Annotated in this window: 19 protein-coding genes; 6 read left to right on the top strand and 13 right to left on the bottom strand. The window is 72.8% G+C overall.

The genetic code is table 11. The features are described 5' to 3' along the window. The 3 genes from AB0C62_RS31425 to AB0C62_RS31415 are packed head-to-tail and all read left to right on the top strand — an operon-like array spanning position 1 to position 2,959. Entirely contained in the window at positions 1 to 924 is a 924-nt protein-coding gene (locus AB0C62_RS31425; protein WP_362978957.1) for an ABC transporter permease, read from the top strand. Next, a complete protein-coding gene (locus tag AB0C62_RS31420; protein WP_362978925.1) occupies positions 921 to 1,955 on the top strand; it encodes an ABC transporter ATP-binding protein in 1,035 nt (344 codons plus the stop codon). Before AB0C62_RS31425 ends, AB0C62_RS31420 begins: the two co-directional genes overlap by 4 nt. Continuing rightward, positions 1,952 to 2,959: an ABC transporter ATP-binding protein gene (locus AB0C62_RS31415; RefSeq protein WP_362978923.1), complete on the top strand. Its 1,008-nt coding sequence runs from the start codon at positions 1,952 to 1,954 to the stop codon at positions 2,957 to 2,959. The genes AB0C62_RS31420 and AB0C62_RS31415 overlap by 4 nt, the downstream gene beginning before the upstream one ends. Positions 2,960 to 3,057: 98 nt before the next feature. Here AB0C62_RS31415 and AB0C62_RS31410 read toward each other — a convergent pair whose 3' ends face one another. The 9 genes from AB0C62_RS31410 to rimP all read right to left on the bottom strand — a co-directional run bounded on the left by AB0C62_RS31410 (position 3,058) and on the right by rimP (position 15,281). Beyond that, positions 3,058 to 4,011, bottom strand: coding sequence for a bifunctional riboflavin kinase/FAD synthetase (locus AB0C62_RS31410; protein ID WP_362978921.1), 954 nt, complete (start codon positions 4,009 to 4,011; stop codon positions 3,058 to 3,060). Between the two features lie 137 nt (positions 4,012 to 4,148). After that, positions 4,149 to 7,865, bottom strand: coding sequence for a trypsin-like peptidase domain-containing protein (locus tag AB0C62_RS31405; RefSeq protein ID WP_362978955.1), 3,717 nt, complete (start codon positions 7,863 to 7,865; stop codon positions 4,149 to 4,151). Between the two features lie 321 nt (positions 7,866 to 8,186). Beyond that, the gene (gene truB, locus AB0C62_RS31400) at positions 8,187 to 9,092 is read right to left on the bottom strand and encodes a tRNA pseudouridine(55) synthase TruB (RefSeq protein WP_362978919.1); all 906 of its coding nucleotides are present in this window, start codon (positions 9,090 to 9,092) and stop codon (positions 8,187 to 8,189) included. Continuing rightward, complete coding sequence (rbfA, locus tag AB0C62_RS31395; RefSeq protein WP_362978917.1) at positions 9,089 to 9,538, bottom strand: 30S ribosome-binding factor RbfA; 450 nt, start codon at positions 9,536 to 9,538, stop codon at positions 9,089 to 9,091. Before rbfA ends, truB begins: the two co-directional genes overlap by 4 nt. Positions 9,539 to 9,571: 33 nt before the next feature. Then, positions 9,572 to 9,865: a DUF503 domain-containing protein gene (locus AB0C62_RS31390; RefSeq protein ID WP_362978915.1), complete on the bottom strand. Its 294-nt coding sequence runs from the start codon at positions 9,863 to 9,865 to the stop codon at positions 9,572 to 9,574. A 233-nt stretch (positions 9,866 to 10,098) separates the two neighbouring features. After that, the gene (gene infB / locus AB0C62_RS31385; RefSeq protein WP_362978913.1) at positions 10,099 to 13,254 is read right to left on the bottom strand and encodes a translation initiation factor IF-2; all 3,156 of its coding nucleotides are present in this window, start codon (positions 13,252 to 13,254) and stop codon (positions 10,099 to 10,101) included. Positions 13,255 to 13,402: 148 nt separating this feature from the next. Beyond that, entirely contained in the window at positions 13,403 to 13,681 is a 279-nt protein-coding gene (locus AB0C62_RS31380) for a YlxR family protein (RefSeq protein WP_164371085.1), read from the bottom strand. A gap of 101 nt (positions 13,682 to 13,782) precedes the next feature. After that, positions 13,783 to 14,781 carry a transcription termination factor NusA gene (gene nusA / locus AB0C62_RS31375; RefSeq protein ID WP_362978911.1) on the bottom strand — a complete coding sequence of 333 codons (999 nt, stop codon included), beginning with the start codon at positions 14,779 to 14,781 and terminating at the stop codon, positions 13,783 to 13,785. A gap of 2 nt (positions 14,782 to 14,783) precedes the next feature. Continuing rightward, positions 14,784 to 15,281: a ribosome maturation factor RimP gene (rimP, locus tag AB0C62_RS31370; RefSeq protein ID WP_164371084.1), complete on the bottom strand. Its 498-nt coding sequence runs from the start codon at positions 15,279 to 15,281 to the stop codon at positions 14,784 to 14,786. Between the two features lie 252 nt (positions 15,282 to 15,533). On the opposite strand from rimP, the gene AB0C62_RS31365 reads away from it, so the two are divergent. From AB0C62_RS31365 to AB0C62_RS31355, 3 genes are read left to right on the top strand one after another with little or no spacing between them, the layout of a single operon-like run. Further along, positions 15,534 to 16,142 (top strand): hypothetical protein, encoded by a 609-nt coding sequence (locus AB0C62_RS31365; RefSeq protein ID WP_362978909.1) that lies wholly within the window; start codon positions 15,534 to 15,536, stop codon positions 16,140 to 16,142. After that, a complete protein-coding gene (locus tag AB0C62_RS31360) occupies positions 16,139 to 16,612 on the top strand; it encodes a ferritin-like domain-containing protein (protein ID WP_362978907.1) in 474 nt (157 codons plus the stop codon). Before AB0C62_RS31365 ends, AB0C62_RS31360 begins: the two co-directional genes overlap by 4 nt. 39 nt (positions 16,613 to 16,651) lie before the next feature. Then, a complete protein-coding gene (locus tag AB0C62_RS31355; protein WP_362978953.1) occupies positions 16,652 to 17,584 on the top strand; it encodes an aminoglycoside phosphotransferase family protein in 933 nt (310 codons plus the stop codon). A 272-nt stretch (positions 17,585 to 17,856) separates the two neighbouring features. Here AB0C62_RS31355 and AB0C62_RS31350 read toward each other — a convergent pair whose 3' ends face one another. From AB0C62_RS31350 to ispG, 4 genes are all read right to left on the bottom strand, one after another. Then, positions 17,857 to 19,548, bottom strand: coding sequence for a proline--tRNA ligase (locus tag AB0C62_RS31350; RefSeq protein WP_362978905.1), 1,692 nt, complete (start codon positions 19,546 to 19,548; stop codon positions 17,857 to 17,859). A gap of 71 nt (positions 19,549 to 19,619) precedes the next feature. After that, complete coding sequence (locus AB0C62_RS31345; RefSeq protein WP_362978903.1) at positions 19,620 to 20,189, bottom strand: GNAT family N-acetyltransferase; 570 nt, start codon at positions 20,187 to 20,189, stop codon at positions 19,620 to 19,622. Between the two features lie 98 nt (positions 20,190 to 20,287). After that, complete coding sequence (locus AB0C62_RS31340; RefSeq protein ID WP_362978901.1) at positions 20,288 to 21,136, bottom strand: GNAT family N-acetyltransferase; 849 nt, start codon at positions 21,134 to 21,136, stop codon at positions 20,288 to 20,290. Positions 21,137 to 21,476: 340 nt separating this feature from the next. Next, positions 21,477 to 22,634, bottom strand: coding sequence for a flavodoxin-dependent (E)-4-hydroxy-3-methylbut-2-enyl-diphosphate synthase (ispG, locus tag AB0C62_RS31335; protein WP_362978899.1), 1,158 nt, complete (start codon positions 22,632 to 22,634; stop codon positions 21,477 to 21,479). Positions 22,635 to 22,667: the final 33 nt, after the last annotated feature.

The following is a 22,667-nucleotide window of genomic DNA, read 5'->3' as shown; positions in this document are numbered from 1 at the left end:
ATGACGACCGAAGCAACCCCGCAGACCGTCCCGTCGAGCCCCCGTACCCTCGCCCGGCAGCGCCGCCGCCACTCCGCGGCCCGCTTCTGGAAGCAGTACCGAACGCACCGGGCGGGCGTCTTCGGACTCGCCGCCCTCGCCCTGTTCGGCCTGATCGCGCTGACCGCCCCGCTCACCGTGGGCTCCGACGTGCAGAGCGTGACGAACGCGCCCGGCGACCCACTGGAGGGCCCGAGCACCGCGTTCCCGCTGGGCACCGACCAGTTCGGGCGGAACCTGCTGGGGCTGGTGGTGTGGGGCGCCCGCGTCTCGCTGCTGGTCGGGCTGCTCGCCGCCGTCCTGTCGGTGGCGATCGGAGCGCTGATCGGGATCACCGCCGGGCACTTCCGCGGCTGGTACGCGACCGTGCTGATGCGGATCACGGACTGGTTCCTCGTGATGCCGACGCTGGTCCTCGCCATCGCGCTGGCGACCGTGATGACCCGCTCGCTCGGCACGATCATCCTGGCGATCGGCGTCACCACCTGGCCCACGACGGCCCGGCTGGTGCGCGCGCAGACCCTCGCCGTGGAGTCGCGGCCGTACATCGAGCGGGCCAAGGCGCTCGGCGGCGGCCACTGGCACATCATGACCCGCCACGTCCTGCCCAACGTGATGCCGCTCGTGCTGGCCCAGACGACCCTCATCATCTCCTCGGCGATCCTCGCGGAGGCCACGCTCGCCTTCCTCGGCCTCGGCGACCCGACGGTGGTCTCGTGGGGCGGGCTGCTCCAGGACGCCCGGGAGGCGGGCGCGGTCAGCGCCGGCAAGTGGTGGTACCTGGTGCCGCCGGGCGTCGCGATCGCCGTGGTCGCGTTGGCGTTCACGCTGTGCGGCCGCGCGGTGGAGTCGGTCCTCAACCCGAAGCTGGGGGTGGCACGGTGAGCACGACGACCGACAGGACACCGGAGGCGTCCAGGACGCCGAGCGGGCAACGCCTGCTGGAGGTCAGGAACCTCGCCGTGACGTATCCGGGCGGCGCGGCCGCCGTACGCGGGGTGGACCTCTCGCTCGACGCGGGTCAGAAGCTCGGCATCGCGGGCGAGTCGGGGTGCGGCAAGTCCACACTGGCGCTGGCCCTGCTGCGGCTGCTTCCCGCGGGCACGCACACCAGCGGGGAGATCCTCCTCGGCGGCGAGGACGTGCTGACGATGAAGTGGGGCCGGGTGCGGGCGGTGCGCTGGGCGGGCGCCTCGATCGTCTTCCAGGGCGCGATGCACTCGCTGAACCCGGTGCACCGCGTCGGCGACCAGATCGCCGAGCCGATCCTGCTGCACCGGAAGGCGACCCCGGCGGGCGCGCGGAGGAGGACGGGGGAACTCCTCGAACAGGTGGGGCTGCCGGCCGCCCGCGCGGACGCCTACCCGCACGAGCTGTCCGGCGGACAGCGCCAACGCGTCATGATCGCCATGGCGTTGGCCTGCGACCCCCAGCTGGTCATCGCCGACGAGCCGACCACGGCGCTCGACGTGATGATCCAGGCACAGATCCTCCGGCTGATCGAACAGCTCGTCAGCGAGCAGGAGGTGGGGCTCGTCATGATCAGTCACGACCTCGCCGTACTGGCCGACACCTGTGACCGGCTGGCCGTGATGTACGCGGGCCGCGTGGTCGAGGAGGGCCCCGCACGACAGGTCTACGAGAACGCCCGACACCCCTACGGAAAGGCCCTGTCGGCCGCCTTCCCGCGGATCGGCGACGCCGGGTCGCGGTTCGCGCCGCGCGGCCTGCCCGGTGATCCGCCCGACCCGTCGGCGCTGCCGTCCGGCTGCACCTTCCACCCCCGCTGTCCGGTGGTCGTGGACGCGTGTGTGACGGACGACCAGGTGCTGCGGGACGCGGGGGCCGGTCGGTGGGCCGCCTGCGTCCACGCGGACACGGCCGTGGACGCCGAACCGGTCAGGAGCACGCCATGACGACGACATCCCCCGTGACCACCGGGCCCCTGCTGAGCGCGCGGGGCCTGCACGTCGCCTTCCCCGGCCGACAGGGCGCCGACCGTGCCCGTGCCGTCGACGGCGTCGACCTCGACATCCGGCCCGGCGAGATCGTCGCCCTGGTCGGCGAGTCGGGCTGCGGCAAGACGACCCTGGCCCGCTCACTGCTCGGTCTGGTCCCGCCGACCGGCGGCGGTGTCACCTTCGACGGCCGGCCGCTGGACTACTCCTCACGCGCGCTGAAGGCGTACCGCAGACGCGTCCAGCTGGTCCTCCAGGATCCGAGCGGCTCGCTCAACCCGCGCCACACGGTGTACGACGCGGTGGCCGAGGGGCTCCGCATCCACGGGTACGGGGGCGACGAGCGCGCGGCGGTCGCGGGCGCGCTGTCCCGGGCGGGGCTGCGGCCTCCCGAGCGGTTCTTCCTGCGCTACCCGCACGAGTTGTCCGGCGGTCAGCGCCAGCGCGTCGTCATCGCCGGAGCGCTCGTCCTGGAGCCCGAACTCATCGTCGCCGACGAGCCGGTGGCGTCCCTCGACGCCTCCGTCCGCGGTGAGATCCTCGCGCTGCTCCTGCGGCTGCGCGACGAACTCGGCCTGTCCGCACTGGTGGTGACCCACGATCTCGGCCTCGCGTGGAACATCGCCGACCGGGTCGCGGTCATGTACCTCGGCCGGATCGTGGAGACCGGCCCCGTCGAGCAGGTCCTGACGGCACCTCAGCACCCGTACACACAGGCCCTGTTGTCCGTTCTACCGGAGGCTCCGGGCGATCCGGTCGTGCTCAGCGGTGAGCCGCCGGACCCCTCCCGCATCCCGGGAGGCTGCCGCTTCCACGCCCGCTGCCAGGTCCTGGCGAGCGGGCAGGCGGAGCGGGCAGGCGTGGCGGACGCCTGCCGCGGTCAGGACCTGGCGGTGCTGGACGGTGCGGGCGGGACCCAGGTGGCCTGCCACTGGGCGCGGGCGGTACGCCCCGAGGTGTGACCGGGCGCGGCACGGCAGCCGCGCACGAGGCAGGACGGACATGACGGAGCGGCCGGGCCCACCAGGGCACCGGCCGCTCACGTGTCGTACGGCGGGGACTACTCGCCCTGGTACGCCTCGATCATCTCCCGCGACCGCTTCACGTCGTCGGCGATGGCCACCAACAGGTCCTCGATGGAGTCGAACCGGGCCTGGCCACGGACGAAGGCGAGGAAGTCGACGGCGACGTGCAGGCCGTAGAGGTCGAGGCCGACCCGGTCGATGGCATACGCCTCGACGGTGCGCTCGGTGCCGTCGAACTGCGGGTTCGTACCGACGGAGATCGCGGCGGGCATGATCTCGCCCTGGGCGTGCAGCCAGCCCGCGTAGACGCCGTCGGCGGGGATCGCGGTGTGCGGGAGGGTCTCGACGTTCGCCGTGGGGAAGCCGAGTTCACGGCCGCGCTGGGCGCCCCGGACGACGACGCCCTCGACGCGGTGCGGGCGTCCGAGGATCTCGCGCGCGCCCTCGACGTCGCCCTCGGCCACCAGCCGCCGGGTGAGCGTCGAGGAGAACGGCTCACCGCCGCCGGCCGCGCCGCTCACGTACAGGTCCACGACCTCGACCTCGAAGTCGTACGTCTTGCCCTGCTCGCGCAGGAAGTCGACGTTGCCCGCGGCCTTGTGGCCGAAGCGGAAGTTGGGGCCCTCGACGACGGCCTTGGCGTGCAGCTTGTCGACGAGCACCTTCACCACGAAGTCGGCGGGCGACAGCTTCGAGAACTCGGTGGTGAACGGCAGGATGAGCAGCGCGTCCACACCCAGTTCGGCCATCAGCTCGGCACGGCGGTGGTGCGGGGCGAGCAGCGGCGGGTGGCTGCCGGGGCGGACCACCTCGCTGGGGTGCGGGTCGAAGGTGACCACGACGGAGGGGACGCCCAGCTCGCGGGCGCGGTCCACGGCATGCCGGATGATCAGCTGGTGTCCGCGGTGCACCCCGTCGTAGGAACCGATGGTGACGACGCTGCGCCCCCAGTCCTCGGGGATGTCCTCCAAGCCACGCCAGCGCTGCACTGTGACCGCTCCTTGTCGAACCCGTGTCCGTGATTGCCTCATTCGCAGCTCTAAGGGTGCCATGCCGGACGGGCACCGCTCGCATCGGCATCGGGCTGTGACACATCGCTCAGCGCCGGGAGCCGCTCACGGCGGGCTCAGGCCGGGACCCGTGGTCCCGCGAGGTTCTCGATCATGCGGCGGGTGCTGGGGCCCACGACGGCGGACCAGTCGTCGGGTGTGCCGTTCAGCCAGCGGGCCATCAGGGAGGCGAAGCCAGGGACGCGCCGGGCCAGGTCGACGAGTCCCCGGTCGAATCCGGTGGCACCGGCGGGGGTGCGGACAAGGAGGCGGCCGACGCGGTGCACCAGGTCGCGGGTGGGTTCCTCGCCGCGCAGGCCGAAGCCGACGGCGGCGGCCCTCAGGACGGTGTCGAGGACGGCGGGGTCCCGTTCGTGGGCCAGCAGCAGGTCGAGCAGTTCGCGCCGCAGCAGGGCGGACGCCGTGGTGTCCGGCGCGGCCAGGACCTGCGCGAGGGCTGCCCGCACCGCACCGGGACACCCCGCCAACAGGCCGCTGACCAGCGGGAAGAGCACGAGGTGGGCGCCCTCGCCGTGGTCGAGGCGCCGCTCGACGAACGCGGCGATGTACGGGGCGGCCTCCGGGCAGCTCTCCACGGCCTCGCGGACCAGGGTGGCGACCCGGCGGGCGAGTGCGGGTGTGGTGACGTCGGCGAGGGTGCGCAGCAGCTCGGCCGTGTCCGGTCCGGGTCGCCGCAGCCGCTCGCGGAAGGCCGCGAACACCGGCTCCGGGTGGGTGGCGAGCGCGGCGACCAGGGTGTCCGGCGACAGCCGCGCGTCACCGGCCGCGAAGCGCTCCAGCGCCTGCGGCAGATAGGGCTCCCGGGTGCGCGGATCTCGTACGAGGATGCCGAGCGCGCCGCCGTGCAGCGTGCCGTCGGTGGGGCGGGCGAGCACGGCGAGCGCTGCGTAGCGCAGCAGTTCGCGGTCGGCTCCGGTGGCCGCGAACGGCGCGGCACGCAGCCCGTACGCGACGGCGGCGACCCGGCGGTCCGGCCGTTCGTCGTGGGCCCACCGGTCCACCGCCCGGCACACGGCCGACGGCTCCTCCTCCGCCAGCGCGGCCAGCAGTTCGTCGCCCCGCCGGTGCGCGCAGTCCACCAGTGCCTCCGCCAGGTCGTCCAGAGCCCGCCGCCGGTGTGCGTACAGCAGCGCCTGCGCGGCAGCCGCCACGGTCGCGTGGGGCATCGCGGGCAGCCCCCGCTCGTCGTCGAACCAGCCGGTGAGATACGGCTGTACGGCCGTGGGGTTCTCGGCGAGGAGACGGGCGACGGTGTCGAGATGGCGCGGCGTGGCGTGCGGTTCGCCGGGGAGGACCGTGGCGGCCGCCGCGGTCCGGCGGGGGTCGGTGACGACCAGGCGCCTGAGCAGGTCGAAGCGCGCGGCGGGCGGCAGCGGGACGGCGGCCCAGAACGCCGGGCCGAACGGCGCCGGTACGGCTCGGCCCTGCTCCCGCCAGGCCACGATCCGCTCGGTGAGCAGCAGCAGGACATCGGTGTACGGCGTCGCGTCGGGCACCCGGAGCAGGACGTCGGCGCAGAGATGGGTGGCCCACCAGAGCGCGTCGCCCGCGGGGTCCTGTGCCGCCGGAAGCAGTTCGTCCACCGCCCGCACGAGGTCCTCCAGACGGAGGGTCAGTTCGGCGGCCCCCTGTTGACGGGCGAGCAGGAGCAGGGTCTCGACGACGGGGCCGACGCGGTGGCGGGGTACGGGGAGCGTGTCCCTCGTGGCCGTACGGGAGGTCCCCGACGCCGGTGCGCCGTCCGTCGCCCGGGAGGCCGCGGCCGGCGGGTGGGTACGGCGCGCACGGCGGCGGCTCGGTCCGGCGGTGTCCGTGTGCCCGGGGCCCTGGTCGGTGCCGACGGGCGTACGCGCCCGGTGCACCAGGGTGTGCAGCGCGCCGTCCAGGTCGAGGTGCGTGCCCTGGATCCAGTCGGCCAGCTCCTCGTGGGCGAACCGGTAGCCGTCGCCGGCGGGGACGAGGAGACCCTCGGTGAGGACGGCGGACGCCCAGCCGGTGGTGCCGGCGAAGCGCGGTCCCGGTGCGGGTCCCCAGGGGAAGACGGCTTCGAAGGACGCGCGGTCCAGCTCGCCCTGCCCGGGTCCCAGGCTGCGCCGCGCCGCCTCGTGCACCTGGCCGGAGACCCGGGCGGCGAGCCGCCGTACGGCGGTGCCGCGCAGGCCGTTCGCCGCCGCGAGCCGGACGGCGACACGCAGGCACATCAGGTCGAGGTGGGCGGCGAACACGGCGTCGCGGTCGAGCGCCTCGCCCGGCGGGTCCGGCAGCGCGGCGCGGACCTCGGAGAGCAGCCGTAGCACCAATGGATGGCGGGCGTCGGCGGCGGCGAGGACGCCCTCGGGGATCCCGGCACGCGCCCGGGCCCGTGCGGCCTCCTCCTCGGTCAGGTCCCCCAGCCGCACGCAGGGAGGCAGCGGCGGGCCCGCCTCCCACGCCGCAGGACCTCCCGGGGGGACCGGGCTCCCGCTGCCCGGCGTGTGCAACAGCTCCGCGGGGAAGTCCGCTCCGGCGTGCTCCCAGTACTCCGCCCGGCAGCCGACGACGAGCCGCGCGCCGGTCTCCGCCAGCCAGGCCGCCGTCGCCTCCGTCCAGGCCGGCAGCCGGTGGGCCGGCTCGGGCGGCATCTCCTCGGGCCCGTCCAGCAGGAGCAGCAGCGGCCGTCCGGCGGCACGCGCCAGCCGGGCCAGCCGGTCCGGCCCGATGTCGCCCAGCTCTCCGGCGTACCCGGCGGGAGGCAGCAGCTCCGCCCCGGCGGACCGGCGCGGGTCCTCGCCCGGCTCCCCTCCGGGGTTCTGTCGTGACGCCGCCACGATCCGCCCGGCGCGCTCCAGGGCGCGGGTCGCCGCGTCGGCCACCGAGCCGTCGCCGGCGAGGAGGTCGGCGCCGCGCAGCCACAGGGTGGGGGCCGGTTCCGGGCCGTGGGCGCGGCGTGCGGCGAGGGCCGCCAGTTCCGTCGTACGGCCGCTGCCGGGCGGGCCGACCAGCCCGAGGACGGCGGCGGGGCCCGCCTCGAAGGCCGCGAACTCCCGGACGACGGCGGCACGTTCGACGGGTTCGGGCACCGGTCCCGCGGAGCCCGGCGGGCCCGGTGGACGCGGTCCGTCCGAGCCGACCGAGGTCGCGGTCAGCTCCAGGGCGCCGGCGAGGTTCAGATCGGCCCCATAAGCGGGCACGGTCGCGGCGTTGCGGGCGAGCAGCTCGGCGAGTGGGCCCGCCACGCCCCGCAGGGGAACGGCGAAGCCGGGCGCCCGGTGGACGGCGGTGTCCCCCGGGTCGGTGCCCTCCCGGGCCTGCGGAAGCAGGGCGGTGCCGAGGACCGCGACCACGGCGCCGGTGGTGGGGTCGACGACCGGTCCCCCGGCCGCTCCGCCGCCCAGCCGGAGGGCGTCCGCGCCCGCCGTGCCGATCGCCAATTCCAGGGCGCCACGCAGGAGATGGAAGCGGTCGGTGGCCGTGTACGTCACGGCGGACGTCTCCAGAACCCGCGCCTCGCGCCAGGTGCCCGCCGCGATCCTGACGTACGTACCGGTCGCGACGCGGTCCCGCACGGTGACGGGGAGCGGGTCGAGGCCGAGGCCTTCGGTGCGGACGAGCGCCAGACCCGCGTCGGGCAGCGGGACCACGGCGTCGGCGGTCACCACACAGGTGCGGTCACCGGCATGCAGCACGAGCCGGACCAGACCGTCGACGGCTTCGTGGCTGGTGACGACCGTGCCGTGGTGGTCGGCCGCGAAACCCGTGCCGCGTGGCCGGCCCGCCAGGTCGCAGACGCGCACCAAGGCGCCGTCCCACGTCTCCCGGACGGCGGCCGGCACCTCCAGGTCCCCGGTCCGCGGGCCGCGTCCCGCCATGCTCGAACCTCCCCGCCGCGTTCCTCGTTCCGACGGTAGGCGCGGGGTGATCGGCGGGACAGATCGCGTGGTGAACGCGCCCCCTTCCACACCTCGGTTCACTCCGAGCGCCCGCCCGAAGGGGTGAACAGGCGCGACGGGATGGATAGACCTTGGGAGGGGGAACCGAGGGGGACCGTGGAGCGGCGGGCACGAGACCCCGTGGCCGCCGCTCCATGGGCGGAGCTCTTCGGGCGCCGTCCGACCTCAGCCGAAGACGGCGAGGCTCTTGGCCTTGCCCTTCTGTTCCTCGACCAGCGCGAGGAACTCGCCCTTGGGGCCGAAGACCGCAACGGCGCCCTTGCCCGCGTACTCCTCGGGCATCTCCAGGCGCACACCGTTCAGCAGCAGGCCACCGCGCCGGGTGTCGACGTCCCAGCGCGGGAACGCCGCCGAGGCCGCGTCGGCGACCGGCATCACCGTCAGCTCCTCCTGGAGCTGGTCGAGCGTGCGCGCGGAGTCCAGCTTGTAGGGGCCGACCCGGGTGCGGCGCAGGGCGGTGAGGTGGCCGCCGACGCCCAGATCCGCGCCGAGATCACGGGCGAGCGCCCGGATGTACGTCCCCGACGAGCACACCACCGAGACGACCAGGTCGACCACGGGGGTGCCGTCCTCGGCGACGGCGTCACGGACGTCGTACACAGCGAAGGACGAGATGGTCACCGGGCGGGCCGGGATCTCGAACTCCTCGCCCTCGCGCGCCCGCTTGTAGGAGCGCACGCCGTCGATCTTGATGGCGCTGACCTTGGACGGCACCTGCATGATGGCGCCGGTCAGCTTGGCGACCCCGGCGTCGATCGCGTCGCGCCGCACGCCGGAGGCGTCCGTCGACGAGGTGAGGTCGCCCTCGGCGTCGTCGGTCAGCGTGTTCTGGCCGAGCCGGATCGTGCCGAGGTACTCCTTCTCGGTGAGCGCCAGGTGTCCGAGGAGCTTGGTGGCCCTCTCGACACCGAGGACGAGCACGCCCGTCGCCATGGGGTCGAGGGTGCCTGCGTGGCCGACTCGCCGGGTGCGCGCGATACCGCGCATCTTGGCGACCACGTCGTGCGAAGTGAAGCCCGACGGCTTGTCGACAATGACAAGTCCGTCGGGCGTCCGGGGCTTCTCCGTCATTCCGCGGCGTCGTCCTCGTCGTCCTCGCCCGGCTTCTTGTACGGGTCCGCCTCACCGGCGAACGCCGCGCCGGCCGAGACCTCGCGCACCTTCTCGTCCGAGGCCCGAGCCTTGTCGAGGAGGTCCTCGATGGTCTTGGCGGTGTCCGGCAGGGCGTCCGCGACGAACGTCAGCGTCGGCGTGAACTTCACGCCCGCCGCCGCGCCGACCGCCGAGCGGAGCACGCCCTTGGCGCTCTCCAGGCCCGCGGCTGCCTCCGCGCGCTCCTCGTCGTCCCCGTACACCGTGTAGAAGACGGTGGCCTCCCGGAGGTCCCCGGTGACCCGGGTGTCCGTGATGGTGACGTGAGTGCCGAGCCGCGGGTCCTTGATCCCGCGCTGCAGCTTCTGGGCCACCACCTCTCGGATGAGGTCCGCCAGCCTCTTCGCCCGCGCGTTGTCGGCCACTGGTCCGTCTCCTTCTTCGCCTTGCTTGTTTCGTCAGTCTTCGTCTGTGTGGAGTCTGCGCCGTACCGACAGCAGTTCCACCTCCGGCCGTCCCGCGACCAGTCGTTCGCACCGGTCCAGTAGGTCGGAGAGATGCTGGGTGTCTCCGGAGACCGCCGCCAGGCCGATCTCTGCCCTGCGGTGAAGATCCTGGTTCCCCGTCTCGGCGGCACTCACCGCGTACTTCCGCTGGAGTTCCGCGACGATCGGCCGGACGAGAGAGCGTTTCTCCTTCAGCGAGTGAACATCGCCGAGGAGGAGATCGAAGGACAGCGTCCCCACATACATGTGTAACCGGATGTCCCGCCGGTACGGGATAGACGACCTGCCAATGCGCTTGGCAGGGACCTCTGAACCGTACAACGAACGGGTGGGGCCGCTCGACGGATATTCGGCGCCTCGAGGGACGCGGACAACCGTACGACCGGCCCCCGCCGGCCACCCGGGGCAGTACATCGCCCGGGCAGACGGAAAACTGGCCGGCGGTGACAGGTCACCGCCGGCCAGCTCACACCACCGCGTTACGACCGCGGCTTCTCGCGCATCTCGTACGTCGCGATGACGTCGTCGACCTTGATGTCGTTGAAGTTGCCGAGGTTGATACCGCCCTCGAACCCTTCGCGGATCTCGGTGACGTCGTCCTTGAAGCGACGCAGCCCGGAGATGTTGAGGCTCTCCGCGATGACCTTGCCGTCGCGGATGAGGCGCGCCTTGGTGTTGCGCTTGACCTCGCCCGAGCGGACCAGGACACCGGCGATGTTGCCCAGCTTGGACGACTTGAAGACCTCGCGGATCTCCGCCGTGCCGAGCTCGACCTCCTCGTACTCCGGCTTCAGCATGCCCTTCAGGGCCGCCTCGATCTCCTCGATGGCCTGGTAGATCACCGAGTAGTACCGGACGTCGACGCCCTCGCGCTCCGCCATCTGCGCCGCGCGGCCCGCAGCGCGGACGTTGAAGCCGATGACGATGGCGTCGGAGCCGGTCGCCAGGTTGATGTCGGACTCGGTGACCGCACCCACACCGCGGTGCAGGACACGGATGTCGACCTCTTCGCCGACGTCGAGCTGGAGCAGCGAGGACTCGAGAGCCTCCACCGAACCGGACGCGTCGCCCTTGATGATGAGGTTGAGTTCCTGCACCAGACCGGCCTTGAGGGCCTCGTCCAGGTTCTCCAGGGAGAACCGGACACCCCGGCGGGCGAAGTTGGCGTTGCGCTCACGCGCCGCGCGCTTCTCGGCGATCTGACGCGCCGTGCGGTCCTCGTCGACAACCAGGAAGTTGTCGCCGGCACCCGGGACGTTGGTGAGACCCAGGACCAGGACGGGGGTCGACGGACCCGCTTCCTCGACGTTGTTGCCGTTGTCGTCGAGCATCGCCCGGACACGGCCGTACGCGTCGCCGACCACCATGGTGTCGCCGATGCGCAGCGTGCCGCGCTGGACCAGGACCGTCGAAACGGCACCCCGGCCGCGGTCGAGGTGGGACTCGATCGCAATACCCTGCGCGTCCTGCTCCGGGTTGGCCCGCAGGTCGAGCGAGGCGTCCGCGGTCAGGACCACGGCCTCCAGCAGGCTCTCGATGTTGAGGCCCTGCTTGGCGGAGATGTCGACGAACATCGTGTCGCCGCCGTACTCCTCGGCCACCAGACCGAACTCGGTGAGCTGACCGCGCACCTTGGTCGGGTCGGCACCCTCGACGTCGATCTTGTTGACCGCGACCACGATCGGCACGTCGGCCGCCTTGGCGTGGTTCAGCGCCTCGATCGTCTGGGGCATCACGCCGTCGTTGGCCGCCACCACGAGGATCGCGATGTCGGTCGACTTGGCACCACGAGCACGCATGGCGGTGAACGCCTCGTGACCGGGGGTGTCGATGAAGGTGATCCTGCGCTCTTCACCATTGACCTCGGTCGCGACCTGGTACGCACCGATGTGCTGCGTGATACCGCCGGCCTCGCCCGCGACGACGTTCGTCTTGCGGATGGTGTCGAGAAGGCGGGTCTTACCGTGGTCGACGTGACCCATGACGGTCACGACCGGCGGACGGACCACGAGGTCGTCCTCGTCGCCCTCGTCCTCGCCGAACTCGATGTCGAAGGACTCGAGCAGCTCGCGGTCCTCCTCCTCGGGGCTGACGATCTCGAGGACGAAGTTCATCTCGTCCGCGAGGAGCTTCAGCGTCTCGTCGGAGACGGACTGCGTGGCAGTGACCATCTCGCCGAGGTTCATCATCACGCCGACGAGCGACGCCGGGTTGGCGCCGATCTTCTCGGCGAAGTCGGTGAGGGAGGCACCGCGCGACAGGCGGACGGACTGTCCGTTGCCGCGAGGCAGCATCACGCCGCCGACGGACGGGGCCTGCATGGCCTCGTATTCCTGGCGCCTCTGCCGCTTCGACTTGCGACCACGACGCGCGGGACCGCCGGGACGGCCGAAGGCGCCCTGCGTGCCACCACGGCCACCGGGACCACCCGGACGACCGCCGAAGCCGGGACGGCCACCGCCGCCACCGGGACCACCCGGACGACCGGCGAAACCGCCGCCACCGCCACCGGGACCGGCCGGACGACCGGCGAAGCCGCCACCGCCGCCACCGGGACGACCGGCGAAGCCGCCGCCACCCGGACGACCGCCGCCGCCACCGGGACCACCGGGACGACCGCCGCCGCCACCCGGACCGCGGCCACCGGGGCCACCGCCGGGACGCGGGCTACCCGCAGCAGGACGCTGCGGCATCATGCCGGGGTTCGGACGGTTGCCACCGGGGCCACCGCCGGGACGCGGAGCGCCACCCTGCGGACGGGGCATGCCGCCCGGAGTCGGACGGGCACCGCCGGGACCGCCCTGGGGACGCGGAGCGCCACCGGGACCGCCCTGCGGACGGGGACCACGGTCCTGACCGGCACCCTGCGGGCGCGGGGCACCGGGGCCACCGGCACCGCCGCCGGGACGCGGGGCACCGCCCGGACGGGGCGCCTGCGGGCGCGCCATACCGGTGGAGCCACCAGAGGTGAACGGGTTGTTGCCCGGACGGGGACCCGCCGGACGAGCGCCACCGGGACGCGGGGCCTGGCCGCCGGGACGCGGAGCGCCCTGACGGTCGCCGCGCTCGGGACGGTCACCACGGCCCTGACCACCCTGGCCGGGACCACCGGCAGGACGGGCGCCGGGGCGCGGAGCCTGGCCGCCGGGACGCGGGGCGCCCGGACGGGCACCCGCGGCCGGAGCCGAGGGGGCGGAGGATGCCGCAGGAGCCGCGGGAGTCGTCGGCGCCGACGGAGGCGCGGTGAACTCGGGCGCGGCCGGAGCCGGAGCCGCCGGAGCGGGCTTCGGCGCGGGCTTGGGACCCGGACGGGGACCCGACGCGGCCGGGGTCACCGGAGCAGCCGCGGGCGTTTCCGCCGCGGCCGGCTTCGGGGCCGGCGGGCGCGGGGCGGCCGGACGGGCGGCCTGCGCCGGAGAGGGGGCGCCCGGCTTGGCCGGGGCTGCCTTGCGCGGTGCGGGCTTGCCGCCACCGCCGCCCTGCTGGAGGGCATCTGTCAGTTTACGTACGACGGGGGCCTCGATCGTCGAGGACGCCGAACGGACGAATTCACCGAGTTCTTGGAGCTTGGCCATGACGACCTTGCTCTCTACGCCGAACTCCTTGGCGAGTTCGTATACCCGGACCTTAGCCACTTCGCTCCTTTTAGGTCCGGGTTTGCGTCCGGACCGTCGCTACTTCATGGGCGTACTCATCGCGTGCTCATCGAGTGCTCATCGCAATCTCGACCTACTTCCAACTCGCGGGGTACCAGGGCCGCACGGGGGTTCCGCGCGACGCTTCTTACGGTGTTGCCTGCTCGACGTGGAGGCGAAGAGCCGCGGTGTCGAGCGGTCCCGGAGCGCGCAGCGCCCGTGGGATCGCCCGGCGGCGGATCGCCAGGTCGAGACAGACCAGGGCGGGATGCACGTACGCACCCCGGCCGGGCAGCGTACCGCGATGATCGGGGACGCATTCGCCCTCGACCGCCACGATGCGCAGCAAGTCTCTCTTGGCCGCTCGCTCCCGGCACCCCACACAGGTGCGTTCAGGGCATGCGCGGGCTCGCGTCCGGCCAGACACTATTAAGTCTACCTCCCCGTAACGACCTCACCCCTTTGGGGCAAGAATCGAACGGTTGTTGTCGTGATCCAAGCCACTCGTGGCGCGGATCTATTCCCCGATCACTCGCCGCGCTGGTCGGCAGGCTGTTCGGTGTCCGGACGGATGTCGATCCGCCAGCCCGTGAGACGGGCGGCGAGGCGGGCGTTCTGGCCCTCCTTGCCGATCGCCAGTGACAGCTGGTAGTCGGGGACCGTCACGCGCGCGGAGCGGGCGGCGAGGTCGACGACCTCCACCTTGGAGACCCGCGCCGGGGAGAGCGCGTTGGCCACCATGTCGGCCGGGTCGTCCGACCAGTCGACGATGTCGATCTTCTCGCCGTTCAGCTCGGCCATGACGTTGCGCACCCGGCCGCCCATCGGGCCGATGCAGGCGCCCTTGGCGTTCAGGCCGCTCCGGGTGGACCGGACGGCGATCTTCGTGCGGTGGCCGGCCTCGCGGGCGATCGCGGCGATCTCGACGGAACCGTCGGCGATCTCCGGAACCTCCAGCGCGAAGAGCTTCTTCACGAGGCTGGGGTGCGTGCGCGAGAGCGTCACGGACGGACCGCGGACGCCCTTGGCCACCCGCACGACGTACGAGCGCAGGCGCAGGCCGTGCTCGTAGGTCTCACCGGGGACCTGCTCCTGCACCGGCAGGATGGCCTCCAGCTTGCCGATGTCGACGAGCACGTTCTTCGGGTCGCGGCCCTGCTGGACCACGCCGGTGACGATGTCGCCCTCGCGGCCCGCGTACTCACCGAGGGTCGCGTCGTCCTGGGCGTCCCGCAGGCGCTGCAGGATGACCTGCTTGGCGGTGGTCGCGGCGATCCGCCCGAAGTCGGACGGGGTGTCGTCGAACTCGCGCGCCTCCTGCCCCTCCTCCAGGTCCTGGGGGTCCTCCTTCGCCCACACCGTCACGTGGCCGGTCTCCCGGTCGAGCTTGACGCGCGCGTGGCGGCGGCTTCCCTCGGTGCGGTGGTAGGCGATGAGGAGGGCCGACTCGATCGCCTCGACCAGCAGGTCGAAGGAGATCTCCTTCTCCCGCACCAGACCCCGCAGGGCACTCATGTCGATGTCCACGGCTACGCCTCCTCTTCCTTCTTGTCCTTGCGGCTGAACTCGACCTGCACACGGGCCTTGGCGATGTCCTCGAAGGCGAGGCGGCGGGCGGTGGGCTTGCGCCCCTTCACACCCGGCACCTCGACGTCGAGTCCGTCGTCCTCGACGTTCAGGATCCGTGCGATCAGGTCGTCGCCGTCCGCCAGCTGGAACTTCACCAGCCGGTCGGTGGCGCGTACGTAGTGGCGGTGCTCCTTGAGCTCACGCTCGGCACCGGGGGTTCCGACCTCGAGGGTGTACTCGCCCTCACCCATCGCGTCCGTCTCGTCGAGCTTCGCCGAGAGCGCGCGGCTCACATCGGCGATCGCGTCCAGGTCGGCACCCTCGTCCGAGTCCACGACGACGCGCAGAACACGCTTCCGGCCGACGGACTCCACTTCGATCTCTTCCAGATCGAGTCCCTGGGAGGTCACGAGCGGATCCAGCAGTTCTCGCAGCCTCTCGCTCTGGGTCGTGCTCATCCGGGTGACTCCTCGGCCGCGTTTGCTGTTGTGGGTTGGTCGCGTGTCAGGTCAAAGGGTATCCGGTCGCGGGGGGTGTTGCCGTCCACCGGTGCCCCTGCTCCCGCGCCGGGAGGTGCGGGAGCAGGGGCCGGAAAACGCTCCGTCGGCAGATGGGAGAGAGCCGCTGGACGGTGATCGGCTTCCGCGCAGGTACCGTGATCACGGGCAGCTCGCCCATACATTCGTACGAGCCCTCCGAGGACGTCTGTCGTGCCGTTCCCTCTCTCGTCACGCACCCCGTCGGGTCCGCGCCGAAGGACCCTGCTCGCGGCCGCCGCGGGCACCTTCGCCCTCGCGGGCTGTTCCGCCGCCGAGCCGTCCGGTGACACGACCGGCGGCAGCCGCCCCTCGGCCGCCGACCGGGCACGCGCGCGTGCGGCCCGCGACAGTACGACCCTCGCGGGCCGGTACACCGCGGTGATCGCCGCGCATCCGGACCTGGAGAAGAAGCTCGCCCCCATGCGGGCGGACGTCGTCGGGCACGCACGGGCGTTCGGCGCCGGCAGCGCGGGCCCGTCGGCGGCCCCGTCCGCCTCGGCCTCGACGTCGGCCTCGACGTCGGCCTCCGGCACGGCATCCCCCCCGGCGCCGGGTTCACCGGCCTCTTCCCCTTCCGGTTCGGCTTCGGCGAGTGCGTCGTCCGATGTCGCCGCGCAGCCCAAGGACGCCCTGTCCGAGCTGGCCACCGCCGAACTCGCGCTCGCGGACGAGCGGACGCAGGCCCTGGTGGAGCTTCCGGGGGAACTGGCCAGGTTGCTGGCCTCGGTGGCGGCGGCCGGCGCCGCCCACGCGTTTCTGCTGACGGAGGCGGCGAAGTGAGCGAGCGGGACAGAACCGAGGAAGCCGAACTCAAGGCGCTGCAGGCCGCGCTGGCCGCCGAGCACGCCGCCGTCTACGGCTACGGCGTCGTCGGCGGCAAGATCGGCGAGAAGCGGCGGAGCGACGCCCGGGCGGCGTACGACGCCCATCGGGCGCGCCGTGACGCGCTCGTGCGGGCGGTGAAGGACCTGGGCGGAACGCCCGAGGCCGCGTCGGCGGCGTACGTCCTGCCGTTCCCGGTGACGGACTCCCCCACCGCCGTCCGGTTCGCGGCGGACCTGGAGGAGCGGGTGGCGGCCGTGTACTCGGACCTCGTACGCGCCACGACCGGCGACCAGCGGCGCACCGCTGCCGGTGCGCTGCGCGAGGCGGCGGTCCGCGCGGTGCGCTGGAACGGCGAGAGCGTAGCCTTCCCTGGGCTCGCCGAGCGGGCGGGCACCCCGACGCCCTCGGCGTCCTCGCCGGCGTAACGCGACCTGGAAGGAAACATCTCGCGCATGGACTCGCGCATGGTCTTCGAACCGCCACAGCGCCTTCTGCGGGCGCTCGGCGAGAACAGGCGGAGCGGGTCGGAGGGGGCCGACGGGGCCGAGGCGTGGCTGGAGAAGCTGCCCGAGCTGGCCCAACAGGCGCTGGAGCAGCGCGAGTTGACCCCTGAGCGGGTCCAGGCGCCGGGCGGCCGCAGCAGTCTGGTCGTGCTGGTGCGGCAGGCCGACGGGACGCCCGCCGTCCTGAAGCTGGCCCCGGACCGCGCACGTCCGGAGAGCGAGCGGGCGGCACTGGCGCACTGGGACGGCCGGGGCGCGGTACGCCTCCTCAACCCCGGTGACACCCACGGCGTGCTGCTCCTTGAGCGGCTGCACCCGGACATGTCCGTGCGGACGCTGCCCGAGGCGAAGGCCCTGCTGGAAGCGGCCGGGACGCTGCGGCGGCTGTGGGTCGAGCCGCCCGCGGGCCATGTCTTCGAGACCGTCGGGGAACGGACCGGGCGACAGGCCGAGGCGATGCGCGCCACGGTCGCGGAGGCGGCGGACGGCGGCGCGGAGATCGGCGCACTGGTCGACGCGGCGCTCGCGGCCCGCGACGGACTGCTGGCGGAGCCGCCCGAGACGCGCCTGCTGCACGGCACCTTCCGGCAGAGCAAGGTGCTCGCCGGGGAGCGCACGCCCTGGCTGGCCGTCGGACCCGACCCGGTGGTCGGCGAGTGCGCCTTCGACCTGGCCCGGCTGGTCCGCGACCGCGTGGAGGACCTCATCGCCTCGCCCTCGGGAGCCTCGATCACCCGGCGCCGCATCAAGCGCCTCGCCGAGTCCCTGGAAGTGGACCAGGAACGTCTGCGCGGCTGGACCCTGTTCCGAGCGGTCGAGTCGGGCGTACGAGCGGGCCGGGTCGGCCGCCCCCGGGACGCCGAATTGCTCCTGGAGTTCGCCGGCTGGGTGTGAGCGGGCGCTCTCGCCTCACGCGCCGGGCGGCGTGGACCGGAGCATGAACGACCCGCCGGGGCGCTGGACACGGCCGGTCGCGGGGATTGCCGGGCAAGGCCCCCTTCCGGCGGCTCCGCTGACAGGGGGACGTCGAGGGCACGGTCGGCCGTCGCGGCAGGCCCGTCCGACGCGGAGACGCCGGGCCGGGCGTGGCCGATGCGCGGAGAACAGCGCGGCGGCGCCCGTCCGACTCCCTGACCGGGACTCGGGCGGGCGCCGCCGGGTTCGGACTAGGCCGTCAGGCGGGCGATGGCCTCCTCGACGGTCAGTTCCTCCCGCTCGCCGGTACGGCGGTCCTTCAGCTCCAGGACGCCCTCGGCCGAGCGACGGCCGGCGACCAGGATCTGCGGTACGCCGATGAGCTCCGCGTCGGTGAACTTCACACCCGGCGAGACACCGGCGCGGTCGTCGACCAGGACGCGGACGCCCGCGGCACCCAGCTTCTCCGACACGTCGAGCGCCAGCTCGGTCTGCAGCGCCTTGCCCGCGGCGACCACGTGGACGTCGGCCGGCGCGATCTCCTTGGGCCAGCACAGGCCCTGCTCGTCCGCCGACTGCTCGGCCAGGGCGGCGACCGCGCGGGAGACGCCGATGCCGTACGAACCCATGGTCACGCGGACCGGCTTGCCCTGCTGGCCGAGGACGTCGAGCTGGAAGGTGTCGGCGTACTTGCGGCCGAGCTGGAAGATGTGGCCGATCTCGATGGCGCGGTCCAGCTTGAGGCCGGTGCCGCACGTGGGGCAGGGGTCGCCCTCTTCCACGACGACGACGTCCAGGTAGTCGTCGACCTCGAAGTCACGACCGGCCACGACGTTCTTCGCGTGCGTGTCGGCCTTGTTGGCGCCGGTGATCCAGGCGGTGCCGGGCGCGATGCGCGGGTCGGCGATGTAGCGGACCTTCTCCAGGCCCTGCGGGCCGACGTAGCCCCGTACGAGGTCGTCGCGGCCCTCGAAGTCCTCGGCCGTGACGAGTTCGACGACGGCCGGGGCGAGGTGCTCGCCCAGCTTGCCGAGGTCGACCTCGCGGTTGCCGGGCACGCCCACGGCCACGATCTCACCGTCGACCTTGACCAGCAGGTTCTTCAGCGTCGCGGAGGCGGGCACGCCGAGGTGCTCGGCGAGCGACTCGATGGTCGGGGTGTCCGGGGTGGCCAGCTCCTCGACCGGGCCGTGCTCCTCGGAGACGGGCGTGAGCGCGAACGTCACGGCCTCCGTGTTGGCGGCGTAGTCGCAGGCGGGGCAGTCCGCGAAGGTGTCCTCACCGGCGGCGGCGGGCGCGAGGAACTCCTCGGAGGCCGAGCCGCCCATGGCGCCGGAGACGGCGGACACGATGCGGTAGTCGAGACCGAGGCGCGCGAAGATGTTCTGGTACGCCTCGCGGTGCAGCCGGTAGGACTCGGCGAGCCCCTCGTCCGTGGTGTCGAAGGAGTACGAGTCCTTCATGTGGAACTCGCGGCCGCGCAGCACTCCGGAACGGGGGCGGGCCTCGTCGCGGTACTTCGTCTGGATCTGGTAGAGCATGACCGGCAGGTCCTTGTACGAGGACGCCTGGTCCTTGACGAGGAGGGTGAAGATCTCCTCGTGCGTCGGGCCGAGCAGGTACTCGCCGCCCTTGCGGTCCTTGAGGCGGAAGAGCAGGTCGCCGTACTCGTCCCAGCGGCCCGAGGCCTCGTAGGGCTCCTTGGGCAGCAGGGCCGGCAGGAGGACCTCCTGGGCACCGATCGCGTCCATCTCCTCGCGGACCACGCGGGAGATGTTGTCGAGGACCTTCTTGCCGAGCGGCAGCCAGGTCCAGATGCCCGCGGAGTTGCGTCGCACGTAGCCGGCGCGGACGAGCAGCTTGTGGCTGAGCGTCTCGGCGTCCGCCGGGTCGTCACGCAATGTCTTGACCATCAAACGGGACATGCGCTGGACCTGGGCCATGATTCTCGACTCCTGCTGCGTAAGGGTGATGCCAGGAGGTTAGCCGGGGGGCGGCCGGTCCCGGAAATCCGTTAACGGTGACGCAGCGGCAGCGGGGCGCCCATCACGGCGTACGGCTTGGGGGCGCTGGGGAACAGGACCTGCTGGGCGAGGTCCTCGTAGCCGAGGGAGCGGTAGAGGCCGCGGGCCGGGCTGTCGACGTCGATCGCGGAGAGGATCGAGCGGGGCTCGGTGGCGGTCGCGGTGATGCCGGTGATCAGGGCGCGGCCGACGCCGCGGTTCTGGAACCGCGGGTGGACGTGCAGCTCGGTGATGACGAAGGAGTGGTCGAGCCAGCCCTCCTGCCCCTGCGCGCGCAGATACGGCTCGACGACGGTGGACCACCAGTGGCCTCGGTCGTTGGGCATGCCGTAGACGAAGCCGACGAGCCGGCCGTCGACGGTGGTGGCGCCGAGCGCGTGGGCACCGGGGTAGGCGAGGTGGCGCAGCACGATCTGGCGGCGTACGGCGATCTCCTCGGCGCCGAGTCCGAACGCGAGGGCCTGCACGGCGAGCGCCTCGTCGACGCGCGCCGCGAGATCCAGCGGGCCGACGGCCACGTCGTCGGAGTTGCGGTGGCCGTGACCGGGAAAGCGCAGCATGCGGGGAGACTACCTGGCGAACCGTGGGGCGCGTGAGGTCTGCGGGAGCCGTCAGCGGGACCCGTCTCCGGCGTCGGTACGGGCCGGTGGGCCGGGTGTCAGAACAGAACGCTCATGAACGCGCCGACCTCTTGGAAGCCGACCCTGCGGTAGGTCGCCCGGGCCGCGGTGTTGAAGTCGTTCACGTAGAGGCTGACGACGGGGGCGACGTCGGCGAGGGCGTAGCGCAGGACGGCCGCCATACCCGGGGCGGCCACGCCCCGGCCGCGGTACTCGGGGGCCACCCAGACGCCCTGGATCTGGCAGGCGTGGGCGGTCGCGGCGCCGATCTCCGCCTTGAAGACGACCTTGCCGTCCTGGTCGAGGCGGGCGAAGGACCGGCCGGAGCCGACGAGTTCGGCCACCCGGGCCTGATAGAGGAGTCCGCCGTCACCGGCCATCGGCGAGACACCGACCTCCTCGGTGAACATCGCCACGCACGCCGGCATGATCGTCTCCATCTCGTCCTTGCGGATGCGGCGGACGAACGGATCCGGGGTGACCGCGGCGGGCAGCCGGTCGGTGACCATCAGGGGCTGGTGGGCGCGGACGTCACGGGCCGGGCCCCAGCTCGGTTCGAGCAGCCGCCACAGCTGGGCGGTGGGTTCGGCGGGGCCGACGATCGAGGAGCAGCGGCGGCCGCCCCGGCGGGCCCGGTCGGCGAAGCCGCGCACGGCGCGTGGGGTGGCGCAGATCGGGACGAGGTTGGCTCCCGCGTAGCAGAGGGACTGCAGCATGCCGTCCTCGTACCAGCCCCACATCTCGCCGCCGAGCCGCCACGGGTCGAGGCCCGCGACCCGTACGCGGGAGGCGACGAAGGCGTTCGTCACCGGCTCGCGGTCGAGGACGGCGAGCGCGGCGTCCAGGTCACTCGGTTCGAGGACCCTGGTGGTGGTCTGGGTCAACACGTGCGGGGGCCTCACCCTGGGGTCTGCTGATCTCCGCACTGTACCTGCCACGGTTGTGGCCCGCCGCCCCTTGTTCCCGGGTTCCCCGGGAGGCAGCGCCCCTCCGGGCTCCCAGCCCCACTGGGTTCCGTTTCCGCAGGGGGTGCGTGGGTGGTGCGGGCCGTTCCCCACGCCCCTGGGAGTCCCGGCCCGCCCGGACTTCGAACCCGGCCGACGGAGTGCACGGCGCCCCGGATCGTTCGACTGCGGATGCGTGGGGGTTGCTCGCGCAGTCCCCCACGCCCCTGAGTACGTCGCCCGGGCCCGCTTTCGAAGCGGGCCGGGCGGTGGGGAGGGTGGATCAGCCGGCGACCGAGATCGACGGTTCGCCGGAGGCGACGCCCTCGGCCTCCATCTGCTCGGCGAGCTTCATCGCCTCTTCGATGAGGGTCTCCACGATCTTCGACTCGGGGACGGTCTTGATGACCTCGCCCTTGACGAAGATCTGGCCCTTGCCGTTGCCGGAGGCGACGCCGAGGTCGGCCTCGCGGGCCTCACCCGGGCCGTTCACGACGCAGCCCATGACGGCGACGCGGAGCGGGACCTCCATGCCGGTGAGGCCGGCGGTGACTTCCTCGGCCAGCTTGTAGACGTCGACCTGGGCGCGGCCGCAGGACGGGCAGGAGACGATCTCCAGGCCGCGCTGCTTGAGGTTCAGCGACTCCAGGATCTGGAGGCCGACCTTGACCTCCTCGACCGGCGGGGCCGACAGGGAGACGCGGATGGTGTCGCCGATGCCCTCGGAGAGCAGGGCGCCGAAGGCGACGGCCGACTTGATGGTGCCCTGGAACGCCGGGCCGGCCTCGGTCACGCCGAGGTGCAGCGGGTAGTCGCAGGCGGCGGCGAGCTGGCGGTAGGCGTTGACCATGACGACCGGGTCGTTGTGCTTGACCGAGATCTTGATGTCGCGGAAGTCGTGCTCCTCGAAGAGGGAGGCCTCCCAGAGCGCGGACTCGACGAGCGCCTCGGGGGTCGCCTTGCCGTACTTCTGGAGCAGACGCTTGTCGAGGGAGCCGGCGTTGACGCCGATCCGGATCGGGGTGCCGGTGTCCTTCGCGGCCCGCGCGATCTCCTTGACCTGGTCGTCGAACTGCTTGATGTTGCCGGGGTTGACGCGGACGGCCGCGCAGCCGGCGTTGATCGCGGCGAACACGTACTTCGGCTGGAAGTGGATGTCCGCGATGACCGGGAGCTGGGACTTCTTGGCGATGGTGGCGAGCGCGTCGGCGTCGTCCTGCGTGGGACAGGCGACGCGCACGATCTGGCAGCCGGACGCGGTCAGCTCGGCGATCTGCTGCAGCGTGGCGCCGATGTCCGACGTACGCGTGGTCGTCATCGACTGCACCGAGACGGGAGCGTCTCCGCCCACGGCGACGCTTCCGACCTGGATCTGTCGGCTCTTGCGGCGCTCGGCCAGCTTGGTCGGAACGGACGGCATGCCGAGAGAAATCGCAGTCATCTGCTGTGCAACCCCAAGTTGTGGATCAAGGTC

The sequence above is a fragment of the Streptomyces sp. NPDC048643 genome, from assembly GCF_040650615.1.
Classification (GTDB): domain Bacteria; phylum Actinomycetota; class Actinomycetes; order Streptomycetales; family Streptomycetaceae; genus Streptomyces.
Note: the sequence above shows the minus strand (reverse complement) of the source record. Positions and strands in the feature narration are given on the sequence as shown.